Raw genomic sequence first — 23,139 nt, forward strand, 5'->3', positions numbered from 1 at the left:
CACTACCTACGAATCTGTCTTCCAAGCCGATATCGTCAGCCAAATGCAAACGCAAGGCTGGCAAGTAGGTCATGCCAGCGGCTATCAGGCTGAGACCGCGCTATATGAGCAAGACGCACTCGACTTTGTGCAGACGACCCAGCTAAAGGAGTGGGAGAAATTCTGCCGCACCTTTCCTATCGATTCTGAGCGCCACTTTATCACTGCATTGGTGAAGCAGCTTAATAAGGCCGATGAACACTCAACCGATAGAGCCTCTCGCACTTATGGCACATTGGGTGTATTACGTCATGGCCTCAAGATTCGTAACGCTCGTTTTGATTTATGTCAGTTTAAGCCTGAGCACAGTCTCAACCCTGAGACGATGGCACGCTATGAGGCCAATATCTGCCGTGTGGTTCCTGAGGTGGTCTATAGCCCTCATACCAGCCTAAAGGATAGCACTGACGGTAAAGTCGCTAAGCGTAACCGTATCGATGTAGTGCTGTTCGTCAATGGCTTGCCCGTCACAACGATGGAGCTAAAGTCTGAGTTTAAGCAAGCGGTGCAAAATGCGATTACTCAGTATAAGAAGACACGCCTGCCAAAAGACCCAGATACCAAGAAACCTGAGCCGCTGCTGACATTTAAGCGTGGCGCATTGGTGCATTTCGCTGTTAGTCAGTATGAAGTCTATATGACCACTAGGCTGGCAGGAGATAGTACTTACTTCTTACCGTTTAACAAAGGTACCAGTGAGGGCGGCGCAGGTAATGATATCCCTGAAGATATCAGCCAATATGCCACTGATTACCTATGGAATGAAGTGCTCACGCCAGAGAACCTGCTTGCCATCCTCGGCCACTTCATGCACTTGCAGATCGATGAGGAAGAGGACGCGATTGGCCGTAAGTCTAAAAAAGAGACCATGATGTTCCCGCGCTATCATCAGTGGGATGTGGTGACTAAGTTGGTCAATGCCGCCATTGATGAAGGCGCTGGCCAGAAATACCTCATTCAACATAGTGCAGGATCGGGTAAATCTAACTCTATCGCATGGACTGCCCATCAGCTATCCACCTTATATAACAGTGACGGCGATAAGCAGTTTCATTCAGTCATTGTCATCACCGACCGTACCGTGCTTGATGACCAGCTTCAAGATACTATTTATCAGTTTGAACATGCCGATGGCGTGGTCGGTAAGATCAATAGAAAAGAGAGTGACGGCTCAAAGTCTGAGCAGCTTGCCAGCGCATTGGTCAACTCACAGCCGATCATTATCGTGACCATTCAGACCTTCCCGTTTGTACTCAAAGCCATTGAAGACTCAAGTGTGCTCAAGTCGCGCCGTTATGCCATCATTGCCGATGAAGCCCATTCCTCACAAACAGGCTCTACTGCACGCCAGCTCAAAGAAGTGTTGGTCTCAGGTGATATAGAGAGTAAGCAAGGCAGTACTGCTAATAATGCTGCCGAGAATGATGTACCACTATCTAGCGAAGATAGCCTTGATGTCATAATGGACGCCACACTTGCTGCCCGCCGTAGCAGTCCTAATCTAAGCTACTATGCCTTTACCGCCACGCCTAAACCGAAAACTATTGAGCTATTCGGACGCTTGCCTAATCCTGACTTGCCAGCCTCAAAAGATAACCTGCCAGCCGCTTACCATGTCTATTCAATGCGCCAAGCCATTGAAGAGGGTTTTATCTTAGATGTGCTCAAGAACTACACCAATTACAAAGTGGTCTATCAGCTCAAGCAGAAGCTTGCCGCCGCTGATGATGAGGTCGATGCTCGCCGCGCCAAAATTAAGCTCAATAACTGGGTGCGCTTGCATGAGCACAATATCGCCCAGAAGGTTAAGATCATTATTGAGCATTTTAATGACAACATTAAAGGCTTATTAGGCGGGCAAGCCAAAGCGATGGTCGTGACAGGCTCACGTAAAGAAGCAGTACGCTACAAAATCGCTTTTGATAACTATATTGCTGATTACGGTTATAGAAACATCAATGCAATGGTCGCGTTCTCAGGTGAAGTCACCTTTACTGATAATGACCCTGACAGCGGCGAATTACTTGGTGAGAAGTTCACCGAGCATAATATGAATATCGGGTTAAAAGGCCGTGATCTACGTAAGGCCTTTGACAGTGATGACTATCAAGTGATGCTGGTAGCTAATAAATTCCAGACAGGCTTTGACCAGCCCAAACTGTGCGCCATGTACGTGGATAAGAAGCTAACAGGCGTGGACTGCGTACAGACCCTTTCACGGCTGAACCGTACCTATAAGGGCAAAGCAGAGAGCGGTACGTTTGTGCTCGATTTCTTTAATGATCCTAACGATATTCTTGAAGCCTTTCAGCCATACTATGAGACCGCAACCTTAGCGGATGTGTCTGACCCTGATCAGGTGTTTGACCTTTATGAGAAGTTGCGTGCCAGCGGTATTTTCTTATGGCATGAGGTCGAGCAATTCGTTGAGGCCTTCTACAGTAAGAACAAGTCTAATGCGGCCATCAGTAATATCTGCAAGCCAGCGGTCGAGCGTTGGCAAAAGCAATACCATAAGGCTCGTACAAAAGCACAGCATGCTAAGAATATACTTGAGCAAGCCAAAGAGACCGGCAATGTGGTGCTAATCACCAATGCTGAGAATGACTACAAAGGTTTTAAGACCGATCAAGACGCGCTAGAAATCTTTAAGAAGGACTTAGGGACGTTTACCCGCCAGTATGAGTTTCTATCGCAAATCGTGGACTATGATAGCAAGGACTTAGAGAAACTGAGCCTATACGCGCGTAACCTACAGCCTCTACTACGTGAAAGCGGGCGTGATGAAGATGAGGTTGATCTAAGTAACATCGTCATGAGCCATTACCGTGTCTCAAAGCTGCACCAACAGGACTTAAAGCTGCAAGAGGGCAAGTCTGAGTATCAGTTAGATGGTGGCAGTGGAGCGGGCACAGCCACGCCTAAAGACAAACAAGAAGCGCTGCTATCACAGATTATTGAACGGTTGAATGAAGTTTTTGCTGGTGAGGACTTTACCGACAAGGACAAAGTGAACTTTATGAATACCATTTGGGATAAGGTCACTGAAAACGAGATCGTGGTTAAGCAGTTTACCAATAACAGTGTTGATCAGATTATGCTGGGCGGTTATCCAAACGCTGCCGAGGACGCTATGTTTGATGCCAAAGGTACGTTTGAAGACATGACCATGCATCTACTGTCTAACCCGAATCAGTTTAAGCAGTTTATTCGATTGATGCTTGATACGAAGCTGGGTGATCACGCGTAGGTAAGATTTTTAAAGAAGGATAGTATTTTAAGAGTAGTATTTAGACAAGGGAATCAAAGCATTTTTTCTTGATTCCTTTTTTCTTCTCTGATTCCGCTGTATCTATTGAAGCTTAAGCGATTAGCGTGATTCGAATATCCTGAAAAATGCGATTTTTGATTCCCTTTTAGCTTGATTCCTTGGTTTTTATTCCTAATTTAGGGTGTTAAAGATAGTAAGTAATGGCGGTTAATATGTGTAATCCAAGTTTGGATTAGGGTCTGATTCTCAATAAATATACTGTGATCAAGAAAAAAAAGCAGACGATGAATGCCTGCCTTTCATTCTTGACTCGTTGTCATAGGATGAGGGCTTCACATTAATATGACTTTAAAGTTTGGCATCTTAGCAGTAATGACCACTTCGCTCCCTAGTGACTGTACATAGTTTTGTAGGGTGGATAGTTGAATGTTCTTGCCGCTTTCTACTTGTGATATGCTCATCATAGCGGTAAGCTCCGACTGTTTGAGTTTTCTTATCTTTCTAAGTTTAGCTAGCTCAATAGATTAGCTTAAGCGCTTAGCTTTGTCAGTAATAGGGCTTTGTCTATCTTCTGGCAATGTTGCCATATAGTCATTTGAGTTCGTAAATTTACTCATTTCTTGTTCTCCTTGTTGTCTAGCGTTTCAAGGCACGCTTGATAGATGCTTTCGGCTATTGGCATCATTCGCTCATAAAAACGCTTGTCACCTGTTCTATCACCACCACATAGCATCACTGCCTGTCTATAAGGGTCGAACACATAAAATGCTCTGCATGGCTTACCGTAGTGTTGAATATCTAAGAATAGCTGCTTAAACTGCTTAAGTTGGTTGTAACCTACAATAGGTGTACGACTGGCTTAAGATAGGCGTTTGCTTAGCGTTGCTTAAACTGCTTAAGTTCGTCTCAATTTGGTTTGCTTTAAGTTCAGTTTAAGCACTTTAAGCAAGTTTAAGATTTAAGAGTCTTAATTAAAAGCCCTTAACTACAAAGGCTAAAGGTTATTCAAGCAGCTTAAGCAAGTTTTCTTAAGCGTTAATACTAGTCGTATAGTTTAGGGTTAATGAATATCATCTTGCTAAGACCTTCCATTTCTTGCGTGATATGTTTGGCAGACTCTAATTTGTCTAACTCAATCTGTAATAACTTCGTGCTTTTACGCATAGGATTAGGTGCATTATTAGCAATATAAGTTCTATTTAACTTATTAGTATTTTTAATTTTAGCTTTACCCACTAGCCAGCTACTTAACTTCTCACTATCGTTCTGTTCACCTGTGGGGGGTGCATCAAGATAACGTAAGCGCTCGGCTGTAGAATATTCAACCAACATGAAGGCACGTGTTATATCGTCTGTAGTGATAGTCTTATGCCCCTCAAAGAATGCCATTAATGATGCTATACGGCTGGCGTTTTCAGCCATACGTGACGCATAGGCTTTGACAGTGGCAAACGCTCCGCCTTGCTTTTCTCTATCCTCAATAGCTTGTAACTGGTCATAAAAGGCTTGTTCGGTCTTTTCATCAGCCCATTGCATTTTGGTACGCTTAGGCTTGCCTGTGCTGTCGGTAGGCTCATTAGCTGGTAATGGGTCTAGCAAGGTTTGACAGCGCGACCAGTATTCTATCAGGTAAGGATTAATATAAGGATTGTCATGCCTGCGCTTTGGGTCATTCCATGTCCGATATCCTCGTAAGTCAGGGGGGCAGGCAATCAGAGCGCGAGGTAAAAATCCTTGACCGTTCAGCAGTGGGTCAGTTAATGCTGGTTCCAAAATGATGCGTTGAGCCATCAGCATCAGCGTAAAACGCGCGTCATAAGCTTTAGTACGTGGATTGGCAAAAGCATTCTTAAGCGAGCGTGTACGATTGACCACACCACCACTATATAGGTCGGTGAAACTGGTTAAGGCATTAGCTGCGGTCTTGCTGGTCATTGAATGACCGTTGAAAAATTGCGCCCCGTCATCTGTTGCCCATGAGCCATTAATAATCTCAAGATTGACGTACTTATCAAGTATGGTTTCTATAGTAGCTTCTTTAAAGACAGTTTCAGGATTATAAGGCTTTGGCGTGCTATCAAGGAATGCCGTTAACTCACCACCTTTTAAGCTAGCTTTTTCTGTTTCCCATATATCTAAGTCAATTAAATATTGCTCATATTGCTGCTTTTCATATTCATTTATCTTAAAGTGGGTTAAGTTCATAGCTTCGGTTTTACCTGCACCGCTTTCAGCCTCTGTTATCAGTATCAAGCTGGCTGGCTTGTGACCATGCCCAAACGGTGCATCAACAAATTGCTGCCCTATATGTGCAAGTGCTCCTAATATGCATTGAGCTGCCATAGCAAACGGTACTTGTGCATAATATGCTACGGCTTCAACAACTCGTCTTAAAATTCCGTTCCATGCGTCTATAGGGTAAGGCGTCGGTGTACTAGGGTCATTGGCTAATGGTTCGGGGTCGGGCCATGCCTTATCTAGTAAGTCTTGAATGATGGTATCAGGGTCGCTTAAAACGTCATCAAGCGTCTGATGATTGTCAAAGGATAGCAGCAAGTCAAACACAGTAATAACGGCTTTAACGTTTACCCCTAGCAATGGCTTTGTTAGTTCGTCCTTTCTATCTATGGTAGCTATAACAATGACTTGCTTAACCTCTGCAAAATGCTTGACCATGCTATTAAAGTGAAAAGGGTTAGCACTGACTAAAATGGTGACGTTTAGCACTTGGCTTATTAATTGCCTATATAGCTCTATACCCTCAGTTAAGCTCTTTACTGCATACCATTCGCTATCTAAGTTAAGACTGCCAATGATAAAGGCGCTAGGTTGGCTTGGGTCTGTTACTTTTATAGACTTATCACTGTTAGGGGTATAAATGCCTATATTAGCTGGCTGGTGCAAGTTGTCACTTAATACCATAGCCACCTTGCCAGCAGTGTTAATTATCTCACTTTTTCTATCGCCATTATAGATAGTGAAAGTATCACCAAACTGTCTTAATTTATCGCCTTGACCTAGCTCTATCAGGCTGCTTGTTATCTCATCATTTGCTATAATATCGGTGCTAGTTTGCTTTGTTGAGCCTAGTAAAGTGTTAAGCCCCTTGTCATCAGCTTGGGGCTTTGTTTTATCTGTATTATTCATTTTCATCACCATTAGCCATATAAGACTGTATATAACCACTATCGAGCCAATACACTTGCCAATGTGTATCATCGCTATCAATGCGTTCCTGCTCTATCTGTAGCCCTAACCTTCTAAGCTCGCTTATACGAGTAGCTAAGCAAGTTATACGGTAGAGCTGTATGGCTTCCCATGTTGTAATTGACTTTCCAGATAGCAAGTGAATTTTTATAACTTGTGTCTGAGTAATTTTAGGTTTACGCATCCTGTTTAACCTCCATCTTCTTGATTTCATGCTCCAGTTGTGATGTTGGTTGCTGAAATAGAAGCAATGACAGAGATAAACCTAAAAGACATATCCAGAATAGGAAGTTTATAAAGCTTAGTAATAAGCTGCGTCTTTCTACTGGTTTTTTATGTTTGTACATAATCAGCTGCCCCTCATATCGTTAGTATGACCTTCTAACCATTGATTAATATCAGACAAGCGCCATAGACTAGCCCGTCCGATTTTCACGGGTGCTGGGAATTTATCTTGATTAATTAAATGATAGATATGTTTAGCGGAAAAACCAGTGATACCACGTGTGGCGGCTTTGGGGGTGACGGTACGCTCCTGACCTGACTTTGTAATATAGGTCTTGGCAGTACGTGCGGGCTGATTGGCAAGATCTGCCATTCTCAAATACTGATCTTTTAATATTATCATATTATTTCTTCTCTTAAATTTTTTGTCTAAATTAGCGGTAAGTCAAAAAATTGGCAATAAAGCACCTAGACCGTCTTATTGTTTACAAGACAGATTTAGTTTTTTTGTAATTTAGCTTTACGTCTGCAATTTAGCTTAGCGCCTTGATGTGCATGATTTTGCAGCTTTTAAGAGAGAAGATAAGAGAGGTCTGATATAGCAATATTAACTTGCTAATTTTGCTATCACTGGTAGTATATCTTTAACATTCTATTAATTTTCAAATATAGAATGTTAGCAATAACCAGCATATAAATTTCTGATATCTCTATCCTCTCTTTCGGGGGTTGTTTATCTCAAGAATTTGTTTCCTTATGTCGGTTTCTCAATAAAATAGGTGGGCAGATAAATCGCTTTTAAGTTTGGCGACTAGGCGCGATCTATTAGCCCATACTATTCATTACTTTCTAATCATTTTCACTAAAAGTATCTATGTGCTATCCAGTAACACAGGGTTAGCTTAGCACATCTTTATTTATTCACAATCAGTAGGTTTAGCATCGAATAATCGCTTGGATAGATATTAAAGTTAGCTGACCGTTTATTAAACAACTTTTGTTTAATTATTATGCCAGTCGTTATCAGTCGTTATCAGTCGTTATCAGTCGTTATCAGTCGTTATCAGTCGTTATCAGTTGTTAACGGTAAAATCGTTCACTTTATTGATAATAAACCTCATTATTTGGTAATATTTACTTACAATATTTTGTGTGTAGATCGTAAATAATTTTTTTAATCAATACCTTATTTATTTTTACTATAAATACTTAAGAACTCCTTGTAAGATATCTTTTGGTAACCCTTGCGCTTGTAAGCTCTGTACCAATAGGTCTTTATCATGCAGTGCTATATCAGTCGTCTGTTCATTTCGGCTACTTATTTCTTTAGCGATTTCATTAGGGGTCAATAAATCAAAGCTGATCACCTTGCCAGCACGTAAGTCATCAAGATAGTTCGCCCATCGGTTCATCATCATTTGGCGCTCGGCTAAGTGCTCTGATAAGTCATAGCGTCTTCTAACGCTAGTTTGTTCAAGGTGGGCAAGTTGTATCTCTATTAAACTTTCAGAAAATTGCAATTCGTATAAGCCAGTGCTGGCAAGTTGCCTGAAGCCGTGACCTGTCATCTTAGGGTAGGGGTCGCCTGTATAGCCCATACGTTGTAGGGCCTGATTGAACCATGCTTCACTATAATGCTTGTTTGACTCAAAGTTATAGAACACATAGCCCGTCTGTTCGGTTAAGGGTCGCATACGCTCGATAATAGCCATTGCTTGTGGTGACAGTGGGATAATATGATCTTGTCGCATCTTCATCTTAGCGGCTGGAATACGCCATACATTTTTATGATAATCAATCTCTGACCATTCAAAGTATCTCAGCTCTTTGGTTCGTACAAAGCATAGTGTCATCAGCTGTAAACCTGCTACAGTTTGCTTGTGAGCGTTTGGATGGTTATTGATGTACTGGTCAATATTGCGGAGTAGGTCGGGGAATTGGTGTTGTTCGACTGCTTTCATACGTTCGGCTTTATGTGGTCTGAGTGCCTTGTTACGTCCAATAGCAATATTGGTAATATCATAGCCCAGCGTGTTGATCGCATACTCAAAGATGGCGCTAATCAGCCCCATACACTTAGGTGCAGTTTCCGAGGTGTGTTTACCTTGTTGCTCGAAAGTGGCTTGAATGGCAAGACCTGTCTTAATAATGTCTTGCGCAGTGATCGCACCGATAGGGTAGTCACCTAGATGTTTTAAGATGTGATTGTCTAAGAACCCCTGCAGCTTTTGCACGTTCTTTACAGTGGTCTTGGATTTTTCGTCAAGATAGCTTTTCGCAATGACTTTGAATAAGTCTTTTTGCTCAAAGTTGTTCTTCTCAATGTTTTTGTGTTCGGTAGGGTCGATACCATCAGCCAATAATGCTTTTGCCTTGTCACGTTCTATACGCGCTTGCTTTAGGGAAACCTCGGGCTTGAATTTAGTATCAACCACTTGCGAAGAAAGCTTATAAGTACCGATATGATAGGTTTTTTGCTTTGGTTTGAGGTCTTTATCAGACTGATAGCGATAAGACATAACCCAATAAAGCGAACCTTTGGGATCGTAAATTAAGGAAAGGCTGTCACCGTCACTATACCTAACACGTTTGTCAGGTGCTGGCTGCTTAGCAATTGACTTAAGGCTATTGTCCGTTAGTAGGTAGTTTTTACGCTCACTCATCGTCGCATCCTAAAGCCGCATATTATAAATGTTGTGTATGTACAACAGTATGTACAACATTCTATAGGTGCTACTAGGTAATGACAAGTGATGTTGAAAGACAGGGGTTTAATCTATTGGGGGCTTGTAGAGGTTTCAGGTAATACTGGGGGAGGGTGAAACATAATGATTGGTGCGCTCGGCGGGAATCGAACCCACGACCCTCGGCTTCGGAGACCGATACTCTATCCAACTGAGCTACGAGCGCATAATATGCTGAACCAACGACTCTATTCACGGACACTCAATGGATAAATACTGCGCTAACCAACACAACATATCAATCAATAGTATGAATAATCAGTCGTATTACTAAGTATCGAATAAGTGTCGAAAAATAAAGACCGCTTAGTCTAACAAATAAAAACCATAAAGCCAATAAATGACGGTAGCGATTGATGTTTTTTAAGAAAAAACAAGATAGTCATTAAACAGGCATGGCAATTTACCTGTCTTTTCCCTTATAATGTCATGGAGAATTCATATTTATAATCACCGATTACAAGTGTGCTGGCACGCGGGATGGCTGTTTGCTATTGATGACCAAAGGTTATCAAAGGAGGATAGACAGAATGTCTGAGCTGTGCAGGCCTTTGTATACGTAATAAGAGAACGTGACGAATGAGAAAAGTAGTTATGTTATCGGCAGCTGCCATTCTAGGAATCGCTAGTATCGCGGTGAGCCAAGCTGAAAGTGTTGTAGAAACTCCTGCAACTGTCTCTGCTGTAGCAGACACACAGGAAGTCGTAGAAAATGCGCCTGAGCAGTCAGGCAATGATGCCCAAGCTGCTGCAGATACAACAGATGGCGCAGCTCCTGCTGATGAAGCCGCACCTGTAGATGGTGAAGCTGCTGAAGAAACAGCCGCTGCAGCACCTGCTGCTGTTGAAGAGCCGATTCCACAAGATACGCCACAAGTGCAAAAACTGATTGCACTATATCCTAACCTGATTGCTCGTATTCACCCTGTTGCTACCGTCTGCTTCGAAGATGATGAAGTGTGTGATGTGACGGCACGTGTTGCTGGCCCAGCACCTGGTGATGGACCTCGCGATGGTAAAGCGGTATACAATGCCGTATGTCATACTTGTCATGCAGCGGGCTTGCTAGGCTCTCCTGTCTTTGCTGATGCCGGCGCTTGGGGACCACGCATAGCAAAAGGTACAGATACTCTATATACCCATGCTATCAATGGTTTCAATGCAATGCCTGCCAAAGGTGGCGCGGATATCGTTGATGAAGAAGTTCAGAATGCTGTAGATTATATGATTGAAGCAGCAAGCTAATCTTTAACAAGTGCTTAGCTAAGCTTTTACGATAGATATCTATAAAGCGCCTATCTCATTCAATGGGATAGGCGCTTTTTTCATCATCAATATTATCAATATGAGACTTCAGCTGCACTGTAGTTGAAATTCGTCAATAGTAGCCTCATTTTATGACTTTACAGCATCTATTCTAGCTATTCGTCGTCTCAAAATATTTTTATATACATTTATAACAAACAAAGAGGTCTTCATGTCAGAAGTACCAGCACTTACGATAAAAAACTTATCCAAGACTTATGACAATGGGTTTTCGGCTCTAAAAGGAGTCGATCTAACTGTGCCACAAGGTGGATTTTTTGCATTATTGGGTCCCAATGGTGCAGGTAAATCAACCATGATTGGTATCATCAGTTCGCTGTTTAAGCCGACCACAGGCAGCGTGCATATTTTTGGTACTGACTTGTTGGAAAACCCTTCTGTCGCAAAGCAGTACCTCGGTATCGTACCGCAAGAGTTTAATTTTAATATGTTCGAAAAAGTCGAAGATATTTTGATCACACAAGCGGGATACTTTGGTATTCCTGCCAAAGAAGCCAAGCCACGAGCGAAACGACTACTAACAGCGCTTGGTCTATGGGACAAGCGTGATAGTAAATCGCGTGAGCTATCAGGTGGCATGAAACGCCGTTTGATGATTGCACGCGCATTGATTCATAAGCCAAAATTATTGATTTTGGATGAGCCAACTGCTGGGGTCGATATTGAGCTACGCCGCTCTATGTGGGAGTTCATGCAGCAGATTAATATCGAAGAAAAGACCACGATTATTCTAACCACTCATTATTTAGAAGAAGCCGAGCAACTGTGTAAGCGCATTGCTATCTTAGATCATGGTGAAATTCGTATCAATACAGAAATGAAAGATTTATTAGCACAGCTCTCGGTGGAAACATTCGTCTTTGATTTGGAAGTGCCGGTTAATAGTCAATTGGTTTTGACAGGTGTGACAGGAATAACCCAGCCGGATGATCAGACACTTGAAGTGACCTTGACGGAAGGTGAGTCGATGAATAACGTCTTCGCCCAGTTGTCAGAGCAGGGCATTACTGTGGGAAGCATGCGTAACAAAGCCAATCGATTAGAAGAGCTATTTATGCGTTTGGTAGACAAAAATATTCAAAGTGAAGACAGCATGAAGGAGGCGGGATTGTGAGTCAAGAAATGATAGATCCTAATAAAACCATGTCATTGAGCAAAAAGTGGATTGCATTTCGCACTATATTGTTGAAAGAAGTTCGCCGAATTTTGCGCATTTGGCCACAGACATTACTGCCACCAGTCATCACCATGAGTCTTTATTTTGTCATTTTTGGTAAAATGATTGGCTCGCGTGTCGGTGAGATGGGCGGAGTGCCGTACATGCAGTTCATCGTGCCTGGTTTGATTATGATGTCGATTATTACCAACAGTTACTCCAACGTGGTTTCGAGCTTCTTTAGTGCCAAATTCACCTCTAGTATCGAAGAGCTGTTGGTTTCGCCAGTATCCAAACATGCGATTCTGATGGGGTATATTAGCGGTGGTATCTTCCGTGGACTGGCCATTGGGGTTATTGTCTCAATCGTTGCGCTATTCTTTACTGACCTCGGTATTGAGCATGTGTTCGTGACCATATTTACGGTACTGGGCACCTCTATATTGTTTTCGCTTGGTGGCTTTATCAATGCCGTGTTTGCTCGCTCATTTGATGATATTTCTATCATTCCAAGCTTTGTATTGACGCCACTTACCTATCTTGGTGGTGTATTTTATTCGATGGAAAATTTGTCACCATTTTGGCAAAATATCTCATTACTGAACCCTATTGTTTATATGGTCAACTCATTCCGTTACGGTATCCTTGGCTATTCTGATGTCAATGTCTGGTACTCGATGGCTGCTATTTTTGTATTCTGCGCAGTGTTTTATACCATTGCCTATCGCTTACTCAGTAATGGCTCACGTGTGCGTTTGTAAATTGTGCGTTTATAATATGATAGCCATTAGTTTTATGAGTCGTCATTTCTCATAGTTAGCTTGTAATCAATAGACTGATAACCTTATCATAAGAGCCTAATATTGTTGGGCTCTTTTTTTATGCTTAAAATTTCTGTAAGAAGTATGAGTAAGGCGTGTGCAGCCACGTTATTAAGTACAATTACAAGCATTGCCATCGCAGCCCCATTTGCAACAATGGATGATTATGATTGGGAGGTCATAGAAGCCCCTATTTATCCTAACTTGGGTGAGACTTGTGATAGTAAAAATGAGCTGAAATATCGAGATTGCTTGGATCAGAGTGCGATGATTTATAATCAAAATCTCATCGAAAAACTACAGTTATCAAAATATATTTCTCGTCAGCTAAACCAAACCACTATTACGATACCCAATCATGAAGCTCCTATCATATTGACCGATAAGCCTGTACAAGATGAAGAGGGGGACGGCCTTAGATATGTTTATCTCATAAATCGCTACGATAAGGATAAAAATTGGCTTTATCTATCTGGACAAGTCTATGAAACTAATAACACCGTATTGGTTGATCTAAACACGGGTGTTATACAAGAGTTTGAAGGATCGCATTTGACACTTTCACCAGACATGACTTATGCAGCCACGGTTGAAGTCGAGTTTCCAGGAGAAGAAGAGGTTCTCATTTGGAAAAAGGACAAGTATGGTAGCTATCAATATGATAAAAATAATATAGATTATGATAAATTTCGGCAACACTTCAAGTTCTATGACAGTCGTGAGTATGGTCCAATGCCTTATAGTGCAAAGCTTGAGTGGGTTGCCAATGATAGCCTATTAGTAGATTTTTATTTTAAGATGAATGAGCATGACACTATTGCTTATCGAGTACGATTTAATTATGTGAAGACAGAGCCTACCTCAGACTGGCAAATGATTCCCATAAAATAACCTATTGCTGTAAAATGAATGGTTTTTATTTCATTGTATTTAGGCATGAAAGGTAAGTAATTTATGAGTATCCACGGTATTTTAGGTGAGCAAACCACGGACTATCCAACTGAGTATAGCCCAGAGACGCTATATCCTATCGCGCGAAGTATGGGACGTGATGTGATTGGCTGGCAAGATGATAAATTAACGGTTGGTGTTGATTGGTGGCAGGCATTTGAGATGTCTTGGTTGAACACGCAAGGTATTTCGCAAGTGGCCATCGCGCGCTTTGCGATTCCTGCTAGCTCACCGTTTATCGTTGAGTCAAAATCACTTAAGCTGTATTTAAACAGTATCAATTTTACCGAATTTGCCAGTTGGGCAGAGGTGCAGACGCTGATTGCTAAAGATTTATCAGCTTGTGTGCAAGCAGATGTCATTGTTGAGTTATTTGGCTTAGATGACGAGCAAGGCAATGAGCAGTCGGGATTATTAATTGCACAGCCTGAAGGCGTTTGTATTGATGAGGCCTTGGCAAACAGCAGTGAAAAAGTAGCGCTGTGTGAGTATCCTGATGCATCACTGCTGCGTGATAATGAAGCAGAGACGAGTGGCGAGAGTGTGATAAGTGACAGCACTCAGCCTTATACTTTTTATTCTAATTTGCTGCGTAGTAATTGTCCGGTGACCAATCAGCCAGACTGGGGTACATTAGCAGTATCGATTACGACGGATAAGCCTGTTAATGCGGCTAATATACTGCGTTATATTTTAAGTTTCCGTCAGCATAATGGCTTCCATGAGCAATGTGTCGAGCAGATATTTGCTGATTTGAGTCGATACTATGAGCCAAGCGCATTGATGGTTCGTGCATGGTACACGCGCCGTGGTGGTATCGATATCAATCCTTGCCGTGTCAGTGATATAACTCTCCTGCCACAGCCAAGCCGTTTAATTCGACAGTAAATAAATATCGATGTTATGAGTTGCAGTTACGTCCTATAATCAATTAACTTTATTCATCTAAGGTAAGGATACCAGTATGAAATTGAGAACTCATGTTATAACGGTAGTGGGTGTAGCTGTGCTATCTCTGTATACGATGTTATCAGCACAAGCGGCATCCGCCGAAAGTGAGTACACTTGTGAAGATGCCTATATGGAAGTGGCTTATGACTGTGGTAAAGATGCGGTCCAAGTTGAAAAAAATAGGCTTAACAAAATATACATGACTGCGTATCGCACCTTATCACCTACTCAAAAGCAGCAGCTTGATAAAGAACAGATTACTTGGCTAAAAGCTCGCAGCAAGCAGTGTGACTTTGAGCATGATGGCCCCATGAATAACACCGTGGTATATGCCATGATTAATTCTGATGTTTGCACCGCTAACGAGACACAGAAACGTAGCAAGGTCATTGCTAAAAGATATAATATTAAGTAGTTTTTTTTAGCTAAAGCACACGAGAAAAAAGCGCCTATCTCATTGAATGAGATAGGCGCTTTTTATGGCACAGTTTTTAAGACTAAAACTATTTACCGCTTACTTTCGCCATGACTTCTTCACGGCTTAGCATTTGCTTTTCTGCTTCACGGCGATTGACGTATTCGTATTTGCCTTCAGCCAAGTTACGGTCTGAAACCACGATACGATGTGGAATACCAATCAATTCTAGATCAGCAAACTTAACGCCTGGACGTTCATTACGATCGTCCAATAGCACGTTAACGCCTTGCGCTTTTAGTTCTTCATACAGAGCTGTAGCAGTCTGCATGACGGTCTCTTCTTTTGACTTCATCGGTATGATAGCGACTTCAAAAGGAGCGATTGAATCATTAACTGTTGGCGTCTTCGGCCACATGATACCGTTTTCATCATTATTCTGCTCGATAGCAGCAGCGATGATACGGCTCACACCGATACCGTAGCAACCCATCATTAGCGTGACGGGTTTGCCATCTTCACCAGAAACGCGGCAATTCATGGCTTGCGAGTATTTATCACCCAACTGGAAGATGTGACCGACTTCGATACCACGTTTGATTTTTAGCGTGCCCTTACCATCAGGAGATGGATCGCCTTCTTGCACATTGCGCACATCGACGATACGTGTAATACGTGTATCACGAGCCCAGTTCATACCGATCGTGTGTTTATTGATTTCATTAGCACCGCATACAAAGTCTGACAACGTAGCTGCAGAACGATCGACAAAGACAGGCATGTCTAGATCAACACCGATGTAACCTTTGTGCAAACCAGCCGCTTTTAGCTCTTCATCAGAAGCTAATGTCAGTGGCACATTGGCCTCTTCAATTTTTTCAGCTTTGATAGTATTGAGCTGATGATCACCGCGCAACACAACAGCAATCAGTTGTGGCTCATCATCTTCGTTATGACCGTGGACGATTAAGGTTTTGACCGTATTCTCTAACGGTACATCTAGATGCTCAGCCACCATTTTACAGCTGGTCATATCTTCTGTTAAGACGTCTTCGCGCTCCATTTTTGGCGGTTGACGCTCAGCAGTGCTTACCGATTCAGCCAGCTCAACGTTAGCCGCATAATCAGAAGAATCTGAGAATGCGATATCGTCTTCACCACTGTCTGCCAATACATGGAACTCATGAGAAGCAAAACCACCGATAGACCCTGTATCCGCTTGTACTGCACGGAAGTCTAAACCCAAACGGGTAAAGATGCGCGTATAAGCGTCATACATGTCATGATATGTTTTGGCCAATGAAGCTTGGTCAACGTGGAATGAATAAGCATCTTTCATCGTAAATTCGCGCGCGCGCATCACACCAAAGCGTGGACGAATCTCATCACGGAATTTGTTTTGAATTTGAAAGAAAGTAATCGGTAGCTGTTTATAACTACGTAGCTCACCTTGGGCAAGATTGGTAATGACTTCTTCATGCGTTGGACCAAGCACGAAATCACGATCATGACGGTCTTTAAAGCGTAATAGCTCAGGACCATAATCGTCAAAACGTCCAGTCGTTTGCCAAAGTTCAGCAGGCTGAGTCATCGGCATCAGCACTTCTTGTGCACCGATATTCTGCATCTCTTCACGAACAATGCGCTCGACTTTTTGTAAGATACGTAGCCCCATGGGCAGCCAAATATATAATCCAGAAGCGATTTTTCGAATAAGGCCAGCACGCACCATCAATTGGCTTGAGGCGATATCGGCATCACTTGGAGTTTCTTTTAATGTAGCAAATAAAAATTGACTGGCTTTCATAAATAAAGCGTAACCTTATCAACGATAAAAAATAAGAAGAAATAGTAGGATGTTGAGCGTATGGCTAATCGTTTCATGGCCGCCGCAAGCTTACCTTTATAACTTAGCAATTGACTAACATTCAGCGAATAAAAATGCTCATAAAGAGCATCTTAGTAAAACCGCTCTAATAATATAGAAGAGGGGAAATCTTGATTGATGCATCAGTATGCTGAAATACAAAATATTCAGGCTAAAAGCCTGATAGATACTTTGATACTGACATTTTATTCATACAATCTGACTATGTTAGGTAAAGTTTGCCTAAGACGCAATGACTTTTTGTCTTTTCAGACCGAACATTGCATAAAGGGAGTGATGAGGTTGTTATAACTCGATTATTTACCAGTTCTAAGCCTATTTTTAGCAAATATTGACGAATTTTTTGACTAGCAACCCATTAGTAATTATGTAGGGTATTGGTAGCTATTACTTGAAGTTACTTCGCGCAAATAGCATTTATATTTTACACCACAATCTGTCATGTGCTTCATACGATAAAACTTTGAGGATGCCTCTATGAATAGTCCTGATAATCGAACTCCTGTTAATACTACTAATACCAATCCACAGGCCAAAAAACCTATTGCCATGATGTCATGGATTGTGTTGCTTATCGGTTTATCTGCCATCGTTTTTGCGATTTACAGCATTCAAAACAGCACTAAAGAAGTGCCAATAGAAACCATTACTCGTGAGGGCGTGGTTACGCAAATTCAAAACTTAAATCGTTTAGAAACCGTTTCGTTTAGTGTTGATACCGTTATCACAAGCCAGCGTGGTGGTAGTTGGCAGAAGCTGTGGCAAGATGAGCAAAAAGGACTGTTCATTGCGCATGGACGTGTTGAGGCAGGGGTTGATCTGAGCGCGTTGACACCTGATATGGTACGTGTGGTTCAGCCTGTTGCATCCGATGTAAATGATGACCAAACATCGGAAGCTAACACGACGGAATCGACCATGCCACAAATCAATATCACCTTACCACCATCAGAGATATTCTCAGTGTATTTAGATGATATTGAGATTTATGATTGGCAGACTGGTGCATTTGGGATGATGCAAGTCGATCCAAAGATATTTGACCAAGCGCAGAGCATGGCTAAAAAAGAAGTCTTAGAGCGTGCCTGCCGCGGTGATGTAATGACGATGGCTCTACAAAATGCGCAGACGCAGTTGCAGCAACTGTTTGCCCTGACAGGTGCAGTCGTTACAGTGACCACACAAGGTGCAGGTGCATGTCAGTTTCCATCGGTTACGAATGGCTAATCTACTGTTTATTTTCCCTAAAATTAACCTTCTTTCTTAAACTCAGCAATGGTTAATAGGCGTACTGCTTTATGCTCAACCATCGGCACAGGGTAGTCAATATCGGCAAAGTCTCCTTTTTTACCGAGTGCTTTACGCATTTTCTCTTCTGAGTGCAGGATAGTAGCAGGGATGTCTTTTAGCTCAGGTAGCCAAGTCTTAATAAACTCGCCCTTTGTGTCATGGGTTTTGGCTTGGCTAAAGGGATTCATAATACGGAAGTAGGGTGCTGAGTCAGTGCCCGTAGAAGCGCTCCATTGCCAGCCGCCATTATTAGAGGCAAAGTCACCATCTATCAGCTGCTGCATAAAGTATCGCTCGCCCCAGCGCCAATCAATTAGCAAATCTTTAGTCAAAAACATCGCTGTAACCATCCGCAGGCGATTGTGCATAAACCCTGTTGCATTCAGACAGCGCATCGCGGCGTCAACTAGCGGTACGCCTGTTTTGCCTGTGCACCAGGTCTCAAAGTCATCAATATTGTATGACCAATTAATCTTAGTATCGGTCTCATGCTTATACGCTTGATGGCGAATCAGCTCTGGCTTATAGTCCAAGACATGACGATAAAAATCGCGCCATGCCAGCTCGCTTATCCAGCGATTGATGTCGTTGTTGTCGCTGTCGTTACCATGCAATTTTTCTTGAGCTTTATTTGCCTGTAGATAGCACAGTCTGGGGCTGATTGTGCCAATAGTGAGGTAAGCCGATAACTGACTGGTCGCATGCAAGCTAGGCACATCACGACTCACATCATAGTTATTGATATCCTCAGCGATAAAGTCTTCTAAACGTTGGCAAGCCGCTGTTTCACCAGCAGGATAGGCGTCACGAGCATTTTCGAGTTGGGCACTTGTATCTGTATTATTATCAGTTTCATTGCTGTTTAACTGTTTTTGATAGTCGTTGACCGTCTTTGTGCTGAGATTTTTTATCTCTTTTACCGTGCTTGCCGCATTTTCTGTCGGCTCTAAAGTCACGTTATTATTGTCACTAACAGCGGGTGCTTCATGCATTTGTATATCGCTCACCTCCAACGTATGTCGCCATTTTTTATAAAATGGCGTAAACACTTGATACATGCTGTCGCCATCGTTAGTCGTGATGGTTTGCGGTGGTAAGATACATTGATCATGCCATCGTACAAACTCAATATCGATTTTTGCCAGTTGCTCAGTTAATTGTTCATCACGATCGATTTCATTACCTTCGTACTCATGGTTGGCCATGATAGCGCTGATATGATTGGTATTGCAGATAGCTAATAGCGCGTCAATAGAGTCAGAAAAGTTTGGGCAAACCTGTACTGTTAAAGTGATGTTTAATTGTTCTTGCAGTTTTTTTGCGAGGATAGGCAACGTACGGGCGATGTGGTCGACTTGCACAAGCGATGTATCATGGGCTTGCCACTGCTCAGGCGTGAGAAAGAATATGGCACTGACTCGTGCATTATCTTCGTTTGCCCGTTCACAAATCGCAGCCAAGGCGGTATTATCATGAACTCGTAGGTCACGACGAAACCACATCAAGTAATGCGGCGGATTTGCACTAGTTGCCTTACCACTATCACTGTCGTTGCAGTCAGTTGGATTGGCCGTTGCCGATGCAGTCTTAGACATTCAAGTATTCCTGTATTAATCAATCGCAATCATAAACAAAACTGGGAATAAAAGTATGCTAGGATAAGTTTTTGGATGCAATGGCTTTGCTGTTTGATTAACAAAACCTCATCACATATAACGATTTACCTTTAGCTTGAACCTATCTAATGCCGTTATAATCGGTGTCATATTTAGTATCATGAAATGCAAGGTCACAAAATGCACGTCAAGTTCTGCGGTTTTACTCAGCTTAGTGATATACAGACTGCGACACAGTTGGGAGTTGATGCGGTCGGCTTGGTGTTTTATCCGCCCAGTCCGCGTGCCGTGACGCTAGCGCAAGCCCAGATATTAAGTACTGCCTTGCCTGCTTTCGTGAGCGTGGTGGCGTTGGTGGTTAATATGCATCAAGATGAGTTAGTCGAACTGGCAGACAATGTGTCTTTTGATATCATACAATTCCATGGCGATGAGAGTGCTGAGCAATGCCAACAGCTGGCGAGCACAGTCAATAAACGCTGGATTAAAGCGTTGCGTGTCAATGCCGATACGGATAGTGCTGCTAGCGTGAGCGCTCAGATTGACGAGTTTGCCAAAGCAGGAGCGAGTAGTATCTTATTAGATGCCTACCATCAGCATAAATACGGTGGTACGGGTGCACGCTTTGATTGGAGTCTCATACCGCAAGACAGCTCGCTACCAATTATCTTAGCGGGTGGTCTGACTGCTGATAATGTCGCTGCGACTTTAGAGCTGCCTATTTACGCTGTCGATGTCAGTGGCGGTATTGAGATAGATAAAGGTAAAAAAGATCCTGCAAAAATGCGCGCCTTTATGAAAGCAGTAAAACGCGATCGATGGCAAAACGCGACGCCTAGCGAACCTTCGAACACAAGTAGCTAGTTTTATATCAGCTCAATAGCTCGTTACTTAAACTATTTCTCCCTGATTTATCCCAAAAAATACCACTTATTACAGTAGGAATTACCATGAGTCATGTCGATAACAATAATTTATCTGCTACTGCACAAGCTATCAATACCTTTACCAATCCAGCGGACGTACAGGATTTTAATCAATACCCTGATGCCCGTGGACATTTTGGCGTACATGGCGGTCGCTTTGTCTCTGAAACGTTGATGGCCGCCCTAGAAGAGCTAGAGGCGCTATATACCAAAGTAAAAGCCGATCCTGCATTCTGGGAAGAGTATCACAATGATTTGGTCAATTATGTCGGTCGCCCAACACCGCTTTATCATGCCAAGCGCTTGAGTGATGAGATTGGTGGGGCGCAGATTTATTTTAAACGTGAAGATTTAAACCATACTGGCGCACACAAGGTCAATAACACCATCGGACAAGCACTGCTTGCCAAAATGTGTGGCAAGAAACGTATCATCGCTGAGACTGGCGCAGGACAGCATGGTGTAGCGACAGCGACGATTGCAGCCCGTTTAGGACTTGAGTGTATCGTTTACATGGGTGCGGACGATGTCGAGCGCCAAAAAATGAACGTCTATCGTATGCGCTTGCTCGGTGCGACAGTTGTGCCGGTCACTTCTGGTTCACGTACGCTCAAAGACGCCATGAATGAAGCCATGCGCGACTGGGTCACCAACGTCGATAGTACGTACTACATCATCGGTACGGTTGCAGGCCCGCATCCTTATCCGCTACTGGTTCGTGATTTCCAAGCAATCATTGGTAAAGAAGCACGCATTCAGCATGTAGAAAAAACAGGTAAGTTACCGGATGCCTTGGTTGCTTGTGTCGGTGGTGGCTCAAACGCGATTGGTTTGTTCTTTGACTTCCTCAATGATACTGATGTCAAAATGTATGGCGTCGAAGCAACAGGTGATGGCATCGAAACTGGTCGTCATTCAGCGCCACTAGCGGCTGGTCGTATCGGCGTGCTACACGGCAACCGTACTTACCTAATGGCAGATGATGAAGGTCAAATCCAAGAGACGCATTCTATCTCAGCAGGTCTTGATTATCCTGGTGTGGGCCCTGAGCACAGCTTCTTAAAAGACATGAAGCGTGTTGAGTATGTGGGCTGTACTGACAAAGAATCGTTGGAAGGCTTCCATGAAGTTACGCGCAAAGAAGGTATCATTCCTGCGCTTGAATCTGCTCATGCCGTTGCTTACGCACTAAAGCTAGCGAAGACAATGACACCTGATCAGACTATTATTGTGAATATGTCAGGTCGCGGTGACAAAGATTTGCATTCAGTGATGAAGGCGGAAGGGATTGAGTTGTAGTAGCTTTTATATGCTATTAATCTACATCTTATAAGAAAAATGGCTCAGCGCCCCTTATTACTTAATTTACTCAATAGAGATTATTTAATGAGGGGTCAAATGAGTCGGTTTATAACAATTAAGAGACCACTATGACTAGAATTGAAAGCACTTTTGCAACTTTAAAATCACAAAATAAAAAAGCCCTCATTCCTTATGTGATGGCAGGCGACCCCAATCCAGCGACGACAGTAGGCTTGCTACATGACTTAGTGAAGCATGGCGCAGATATGATCGAAGTTGGTCTGCCATTCTCTGACCCAATGGCTGACGGCCCTGTGGTCGCTTTGGCTGGTGAGCGTGCATTGGCTGCTGGCACGAGTACTCGTGATGCGCTAAAAATGGTCGAAGAGTTTCGTCAAACAGACACACAAACACCAATTATCCTGATGGGCTATCTCAATCCAGTTGAAATCATCGGTTATGATAACTTCGTGGCGCTATGTGAGCAGTCAGGTGTTGACGGTATCTTGATGGTTGATTTGCCACCAGCAGAGGCGGGCAGCTTCACGCAGCACTTGACTGATCATTCGATGAATGAGATTTTCTTGCTATCGCCAACGACTTTGCCTGAGCGCCGTGAGCAAGTATTGACGCATTGTGGTGGTTATATCTATTATGTGTCATTAAAAGGTGTGACAGGTTCGGCCACGCTCGATACTGACGCTGTTGCGACTCAAGTCAAAGCCATCAAAGCAGAGACGGATTTGCCGGTATGCGTCGGTTTTGGTATCCGTGATGGTGCCTCTGCCAAAGCGATTGGTACTCATGCAGATGGCGTGATTGTTGGCAGTGCGCTGGTACAGAACTTTGCTGATATAGATGCTAATGATGCCGATGCTGTTGCAGCTGCTCAGCAACAAATCATGGTAAAAATGGACGAGTTACGTGGTGCGCTTGATAGTTTGAGTGCCTAAGTTAAGTAACGTTAAATTATCGTCATTTAAGTTTTCGTTATAGTGCTAATAGCGTTAT

The 23,139-nt window shown here is 42.8% G+C and carries 19 protein-coding genes and 1 tRNA gene; 11 read left to right on the forward strand and 9 right to left on the reverse strand.

Annotation, left to right across the window (positions count from 1 at the left end):
* The first annotated feature begins 43 nt into the window (after positions 1 to 43).
* Positions 44 to 3,289, forward strand: a complete 3,246-nt coding sequence (locus AAEY75_RS11950; RefSeq protein WP_352259721.1) for a type I restriction endonuclease subunit R — start codon at positions 44 to 46, stop codon at positions 3,287 to 3,289.
* A 353-nt stretch (positions 3,290 to 3,642) separates the two neighbouring features.
* Here the strand turns inward: AAEY75_RS11950 and AAEY75_RS11955 are convergent, their stop codons facing one another.
* From AAEY75_RS11955 to AAEY75_RS11985, 7 genes are all read right to left on the reverse strand, one after another.
* Positions 3,643 to 3,774, reverse strand: a complete 132-nt coding sequence (locus AAEY75_RS11955; RefSeq protein WP_352259696.1) for a hypothetical protein — start codon at positions 3,772 to 3,774, stop codon at positions 3,643 to 3,645.
* Between the two features lie 149 nt (positions 3,775 to 3,923).
* A complete protein-coding gene (locus AAEY75_RS11960; protein ID WP_352259722.1) occupies positions 3,924 to 4,154 on the reverse strand; it encodes a type II toxin-antitoxin system RelE/ParE family toxin in 231 nt (76 codons plus the stop codon).
* A 197-nt stretch (positions 4,155 to 4,351) separates the two neighbouring features.
* Positions 4,352 to 6,457, reverse strand: coding sequence for a DUF3987 domain-containing protein (locus AAEY75_RS11965; RefSeq protein ID WP_352259697.1), 2,106 nt, complete (start codon positions 6,455 to 6,457; stop codon positions 4,352 to 4,354).
* Positions 6,450 to 6,701 carry a helix-turn-helix domain-containing protein gene (locus AAEY75_RS11970; protein WP_352259698.1) on the reverse strand — a complete coding sequence of 84 codons (252 nt, stop codon included), beginning with the start codon at positions 6,699 to 6,701 and terminating at the stop codon, positions 6,450 to 6,452. Before AAEY75_RS11970 ends, AAEY75_RS11965 begins: the two co-directional genes overlap by 8 nt.
* A 165-nt stretch (positions 6,702 to 6,866) precedes the next feature.
* Positions 6,867 to 7,145 (reverse strand): helix-turn-helix transcriptional regulator, encoded by a 279-nt coding sequence (locus tag AAEY75_RS11975; RefSeq protein WP_352259699.1) that lies wholly within the window; start codon positions 7,143 to 7,145, stop codon positions 6,867 to 6,869.
* 796 nt (positions 7,146 to 7,941) lie between these two features.
* Positions 7,942 to 9,405, reverse strand: a complete 1,464-nt coding sequence (locus tag AAEY75_RS11980; protein WP_352259700.1) for a tyrosine-type recombinase/integrase — start codon at positions 9,403 to 9,405, stop codon at positions 7,942 to 7,944.
* A gap of 170 nt (positions 9,406 to 9,575) precedes the next feature.
* Positions 9,576 to 9,652: transfer RNA gene (locus tag AAEY75_RS11985), tRNA-Arg, on the reverse strand.
* 428 nt (positions 9,653 to 10,080) lie between these two features.
* Between AAEY75_RS11985 and AAEY75_RS11990 the strand changes: the two genes are divergently transcribed.
* The 6 genes from AAEY75_RS11990 (at position 10,081) to AAEY75_RS12015 (ending at position 15,106) form a co-directional block, all read left to right on the forward strand.
* On the forward strand, positions 10,081 to 10,731 hold the full coding sequence (locus AAEY75_RS11990) for a c-type cytochrome (protein WP_227681464.1): 651 nt from the start codon (positions 10,081 to 10,083) through the stop codon (positions 10,729 to 10,731).
* Positions 10,732 to 10,963: 232 nt separating this feature from the next.
* Complete coding sequence (locus tag AAEY75_RS11995) at positions 10,964 to 11,926, forward strand: ABC transporter ATP-binding protein (RefSeq protein WP_197217925.1); 963 nt, start codon at positions 10,964 to 10,966, stop codon at positions 11,924 to 11,926.
* Between the two features lie 29 nt (positions 11,927 to 11,955).
* Entirely contained in the window at positions 11,956 to 12,729 is a 774-nt protein-coding gene (locus tag AAEY75_RS12000) for an ABC transporter permease (protein ID WP_197217984.1), read from the forward strand.
* Positions 12,730 to 12,849: 120 nt separating this feature from the next.
* Positions 12,850 to 13,680, forward strand: coding sequence for a hypothetical protein (locus AAEY75_RS12005; protein WP_197217924.1), 831 nt, complete (start codon positions 12,850 to 12,852; stop codon positions 13,678 to 13,680).
* A gap of 63 nt (positions 13,681 to 13,743) precedes the next feature.
* Entirely contained in the window at positions 13,744 to 14,628 is an 885-nt protein-coding gene (queF, locus tag AAEY75_RS12010) for an NADPH-dependent 7-cyano-7-deazaguanine reductase QueF (RefSeq protein ID WP_197217923.1), read from the forward strand.
* Positions 14,629 to 14,704: 76 nt separating this feature from the next.
* Positions 14,705 to 15,106 carry a lysozyme inhibitor LprI family protein gene (locus AAEY75_RS12015; RefSeq protein ID WP_197217922.1) on the forward strand — a complete coding sequence of 134 codons (402 nt, stop codon included), beginning with the start codon at positions 14,705 to 14,707 and terminating at the stop codon, positions 15,104 to 15,106.
* 88 nt (positions 15,107 to 15,194) lie between these two features.
* Here the strand turns inward: AAEY75_RS12015 and AAEY75_RS12020 are convergent, their stop codons facing one another.
* Positions 15,195 to 16,913 (reverse strand): proline--tRNA ligase, encoded by a 1,719-nt coding sequence (locus AAEY75_RS12020; protein ID WP_352259701.1) that lies wholly within the window; start codon positions 16,911 to 16,913, stop codon positions 15,195 to 15,197.
* 558 nt (positions 16,914 to 17,471) lie between these two features.
* Between AAEY75_RS12020 and AAEY75_RS12025 the strand changes: the two genes are divergently transcribed.
* Positions 17,472 to 18,221, forward strand: coding sequence for a DUF4230 domain-containing protein (locus AAEY75_RS12025; protein WP_352259702.1), 750 nt, complete (start codon positions 17,472 to 17,474; stop codon positions 18,219 to 18,221).
* 23 nt (positions 18,222 to 18,244) lie between these two features.
* On the opposite strand, the gene AAEY75_RS12030 is transcribed toward AAEY75_RS12025, so the two are convergent.
* Positions 18,245 to 19,879, reverse strand: a complete 1,635-nt coding sequence (locus AAEY75_RS12030; protein ID WP_352259703.1) for a cryptochrome/photolyase family protein — start codon at positions 19,877 to 19,879, stop codon at positions 18,245 to 18,247.
* A 201-nt stretch (positions 19,880 to 20,080) separates the two neighbouring features.
* On the opposite strand from AAEY75_RS12030, the gene AAEY75_RS12035 reads away from it, so the two are divergent.
* The 3 genes from AAEY75_RS12035 to trpA all read left to right on the forward strand — a co-directional run bounded on the left by AAEY75_RS12035 (position 20,081) and on the right by trpA (position 23,081).
* Positions 20,081 to 20,764, forward strand: coding sequence for a phosphoribosylanthranilate isomerase (locus tag AAEY75_RS12035; protein WP_352259704.1), 684 nt, complete (start codon positions 20,081 to 20,083; stop codon positions 20,762 to 20,764).
* Between the two features lie 86 nt (positions 20,765 to 20,850).
* On the forward strand, positions 20,851 to 22,125 hold the full coding sequence (gene trpB / locus AAEY75_RS12040; RefSeq protein WP_227680946.1) for a tryptophan synthase subunit beta: 1,275 nt from the start codon (positions 20,851 to 20,853) through the stop codon (positions 22,123 to 22,125).
* 131 nt (positions 22,126 to 22,256) lie between these two features.
* Positions 22,257 to 23,081 carry a tryptophan synthase subunit alpha gene (gene trpA, locus AAEY75_RS12045; RefSeq protein WP_352259705.1) on the forward strand — a complete coding sequence of 275 codons (825 nt, stop codon included), beginning with the start codon at positions 22,257 to 22,259 and terminating at the stop codon, positions 23,079 to 23,081.
* Positions 23,082 to 23,139 lie beyond the last annotated feature (58 nt).

Source organism: Psychrobacter sp. TB55-MNA-CIBAN-0194 (genome assembly GCF_040309505.1).
Lineage (GTDB): Bacteria > Pseudomonadota > Gammaproteobacteria > Pseudomonadales > Moraxellaceae > Psychrobacter > Psychrobacter fozii.

Coding starts and splice junctions, on each gene's coding strand:
- AAEY75_RS11980 (WP_352259700.1), bottom strand. CDS start 9,405: ATGAGTGAGCGTAAAAACTACCTACTAACGGACAATAGCCTTAAGTCA.
- AAEY75_RS12005 (WP_197217924.1), top strand. CDS start 12,850: ATGCTTAAAATTTCTGTAAGAAGTATGAGTAAGGCGTGTGCAGCCACG.
- AAEY75_RS11950 (WP_352259721.1), top strand. CDS start 44: ATGCAAACGCAAGGCTGGCAAGTAGGTCATGCCAGCGGCTATCAGGCT.
- queF (WP_197217923.1), top strand. CDS start 13,744: ATGAGTATCCACGGTATTTTAGGTGAGCAAACCACGGACTATCCAACT.
- AAEY75_RS11975 (WP_352259699.1), bottom strand. CDS start 7,145: ATGATAATATTAAAAGATCAGTATTTGAGAATGGCAGATCTTGCCAAT.
- AAEY75_RS12000 (WP_197217984.1), top strand. CDS start 11,956: ATGTCATTGAGCAAAAAGTGGATTGCATTTCGCACTATATTGTTGAAA.
- AAEY75_RS11970 (WP_352259698.1), bottom strand. CDS start 6,701: ATGCGTAAACCTAAAATTACTCAGACACAAGTTATAAAAATTCACTTG.
- AAEY75_RS11955 (WP_352259696.1), bottom strand. CDS start 3,774: ATGATGAGCATATCACAAGTAGAAAGCGGCAAGAACATTCAACTATCC.
- trpA (WP_352259705.1), top strand. CDS start 22,257: ATGACTAGAATTGAAAGCACTTTTGCAACTTTAAAATCACAAAATAAA.
- trpB (WP_227680946.1), top strand. CDS start 20,851: ATGAGTCATGTCGATAACAATAATTTATCTGCTACTGCACAAGCTATC.
- AAEY75_RS12025 (WP_352259702.1), top strand. CDS start 17,472: ATGAATAGTCCTGATAATCGAACTCCTGTTAATACTACTAATACCAAT.
- AAEY75_RS12015 (WP_197217922.1), top strand. CDS start 14,705: ATGAAATTGAGAACTCATGTTATAACGGTAGTGGGTGTAGCTGTGCTA.
- AAEY75_RS11965 (WP_352259697.1), bottom strand. CDS start 6,457: ATGAATAATACAGATAAAACAAAGCCCCAAGCTGATGACAAGGGGCTT.
- AAEY75_RS12020 (WP_352259701.1), bottom strand. CDS start 16,913: ATGAAAGCCAGTCAATTTTTATTTGCTACATTAAAAGAAACTCCAAGT.
- AAEY75_RS12030 (WP_352259703.1), bottom strand. CDS start 19,879: ATGTCTAAGACTGCATCGGCAACGGCCAATCCAACTGACTGCAACGAC.
- AAEY75_RS11990 (WP_227681464.1), top strand. CDS start 10,081: ATGTTATCGGCAGCTGCCATTCTAGGAATCGCTAGTATCGCGGTGAGC.
- AAEY75_RS11995 (WP_197217925.1), top strand. CDS start 10,964: ATGTCAGAAGTACCAGCACTTACGATAAAAAACTTATCCAAGACTTAT.
- AAEY75_RS12035 (WP_352259704.1), top strand. CDS start 20,081: ATGCACGTCAAGTTCTGCGGTTTTACTCAGCTTAGTGATATACAGACT.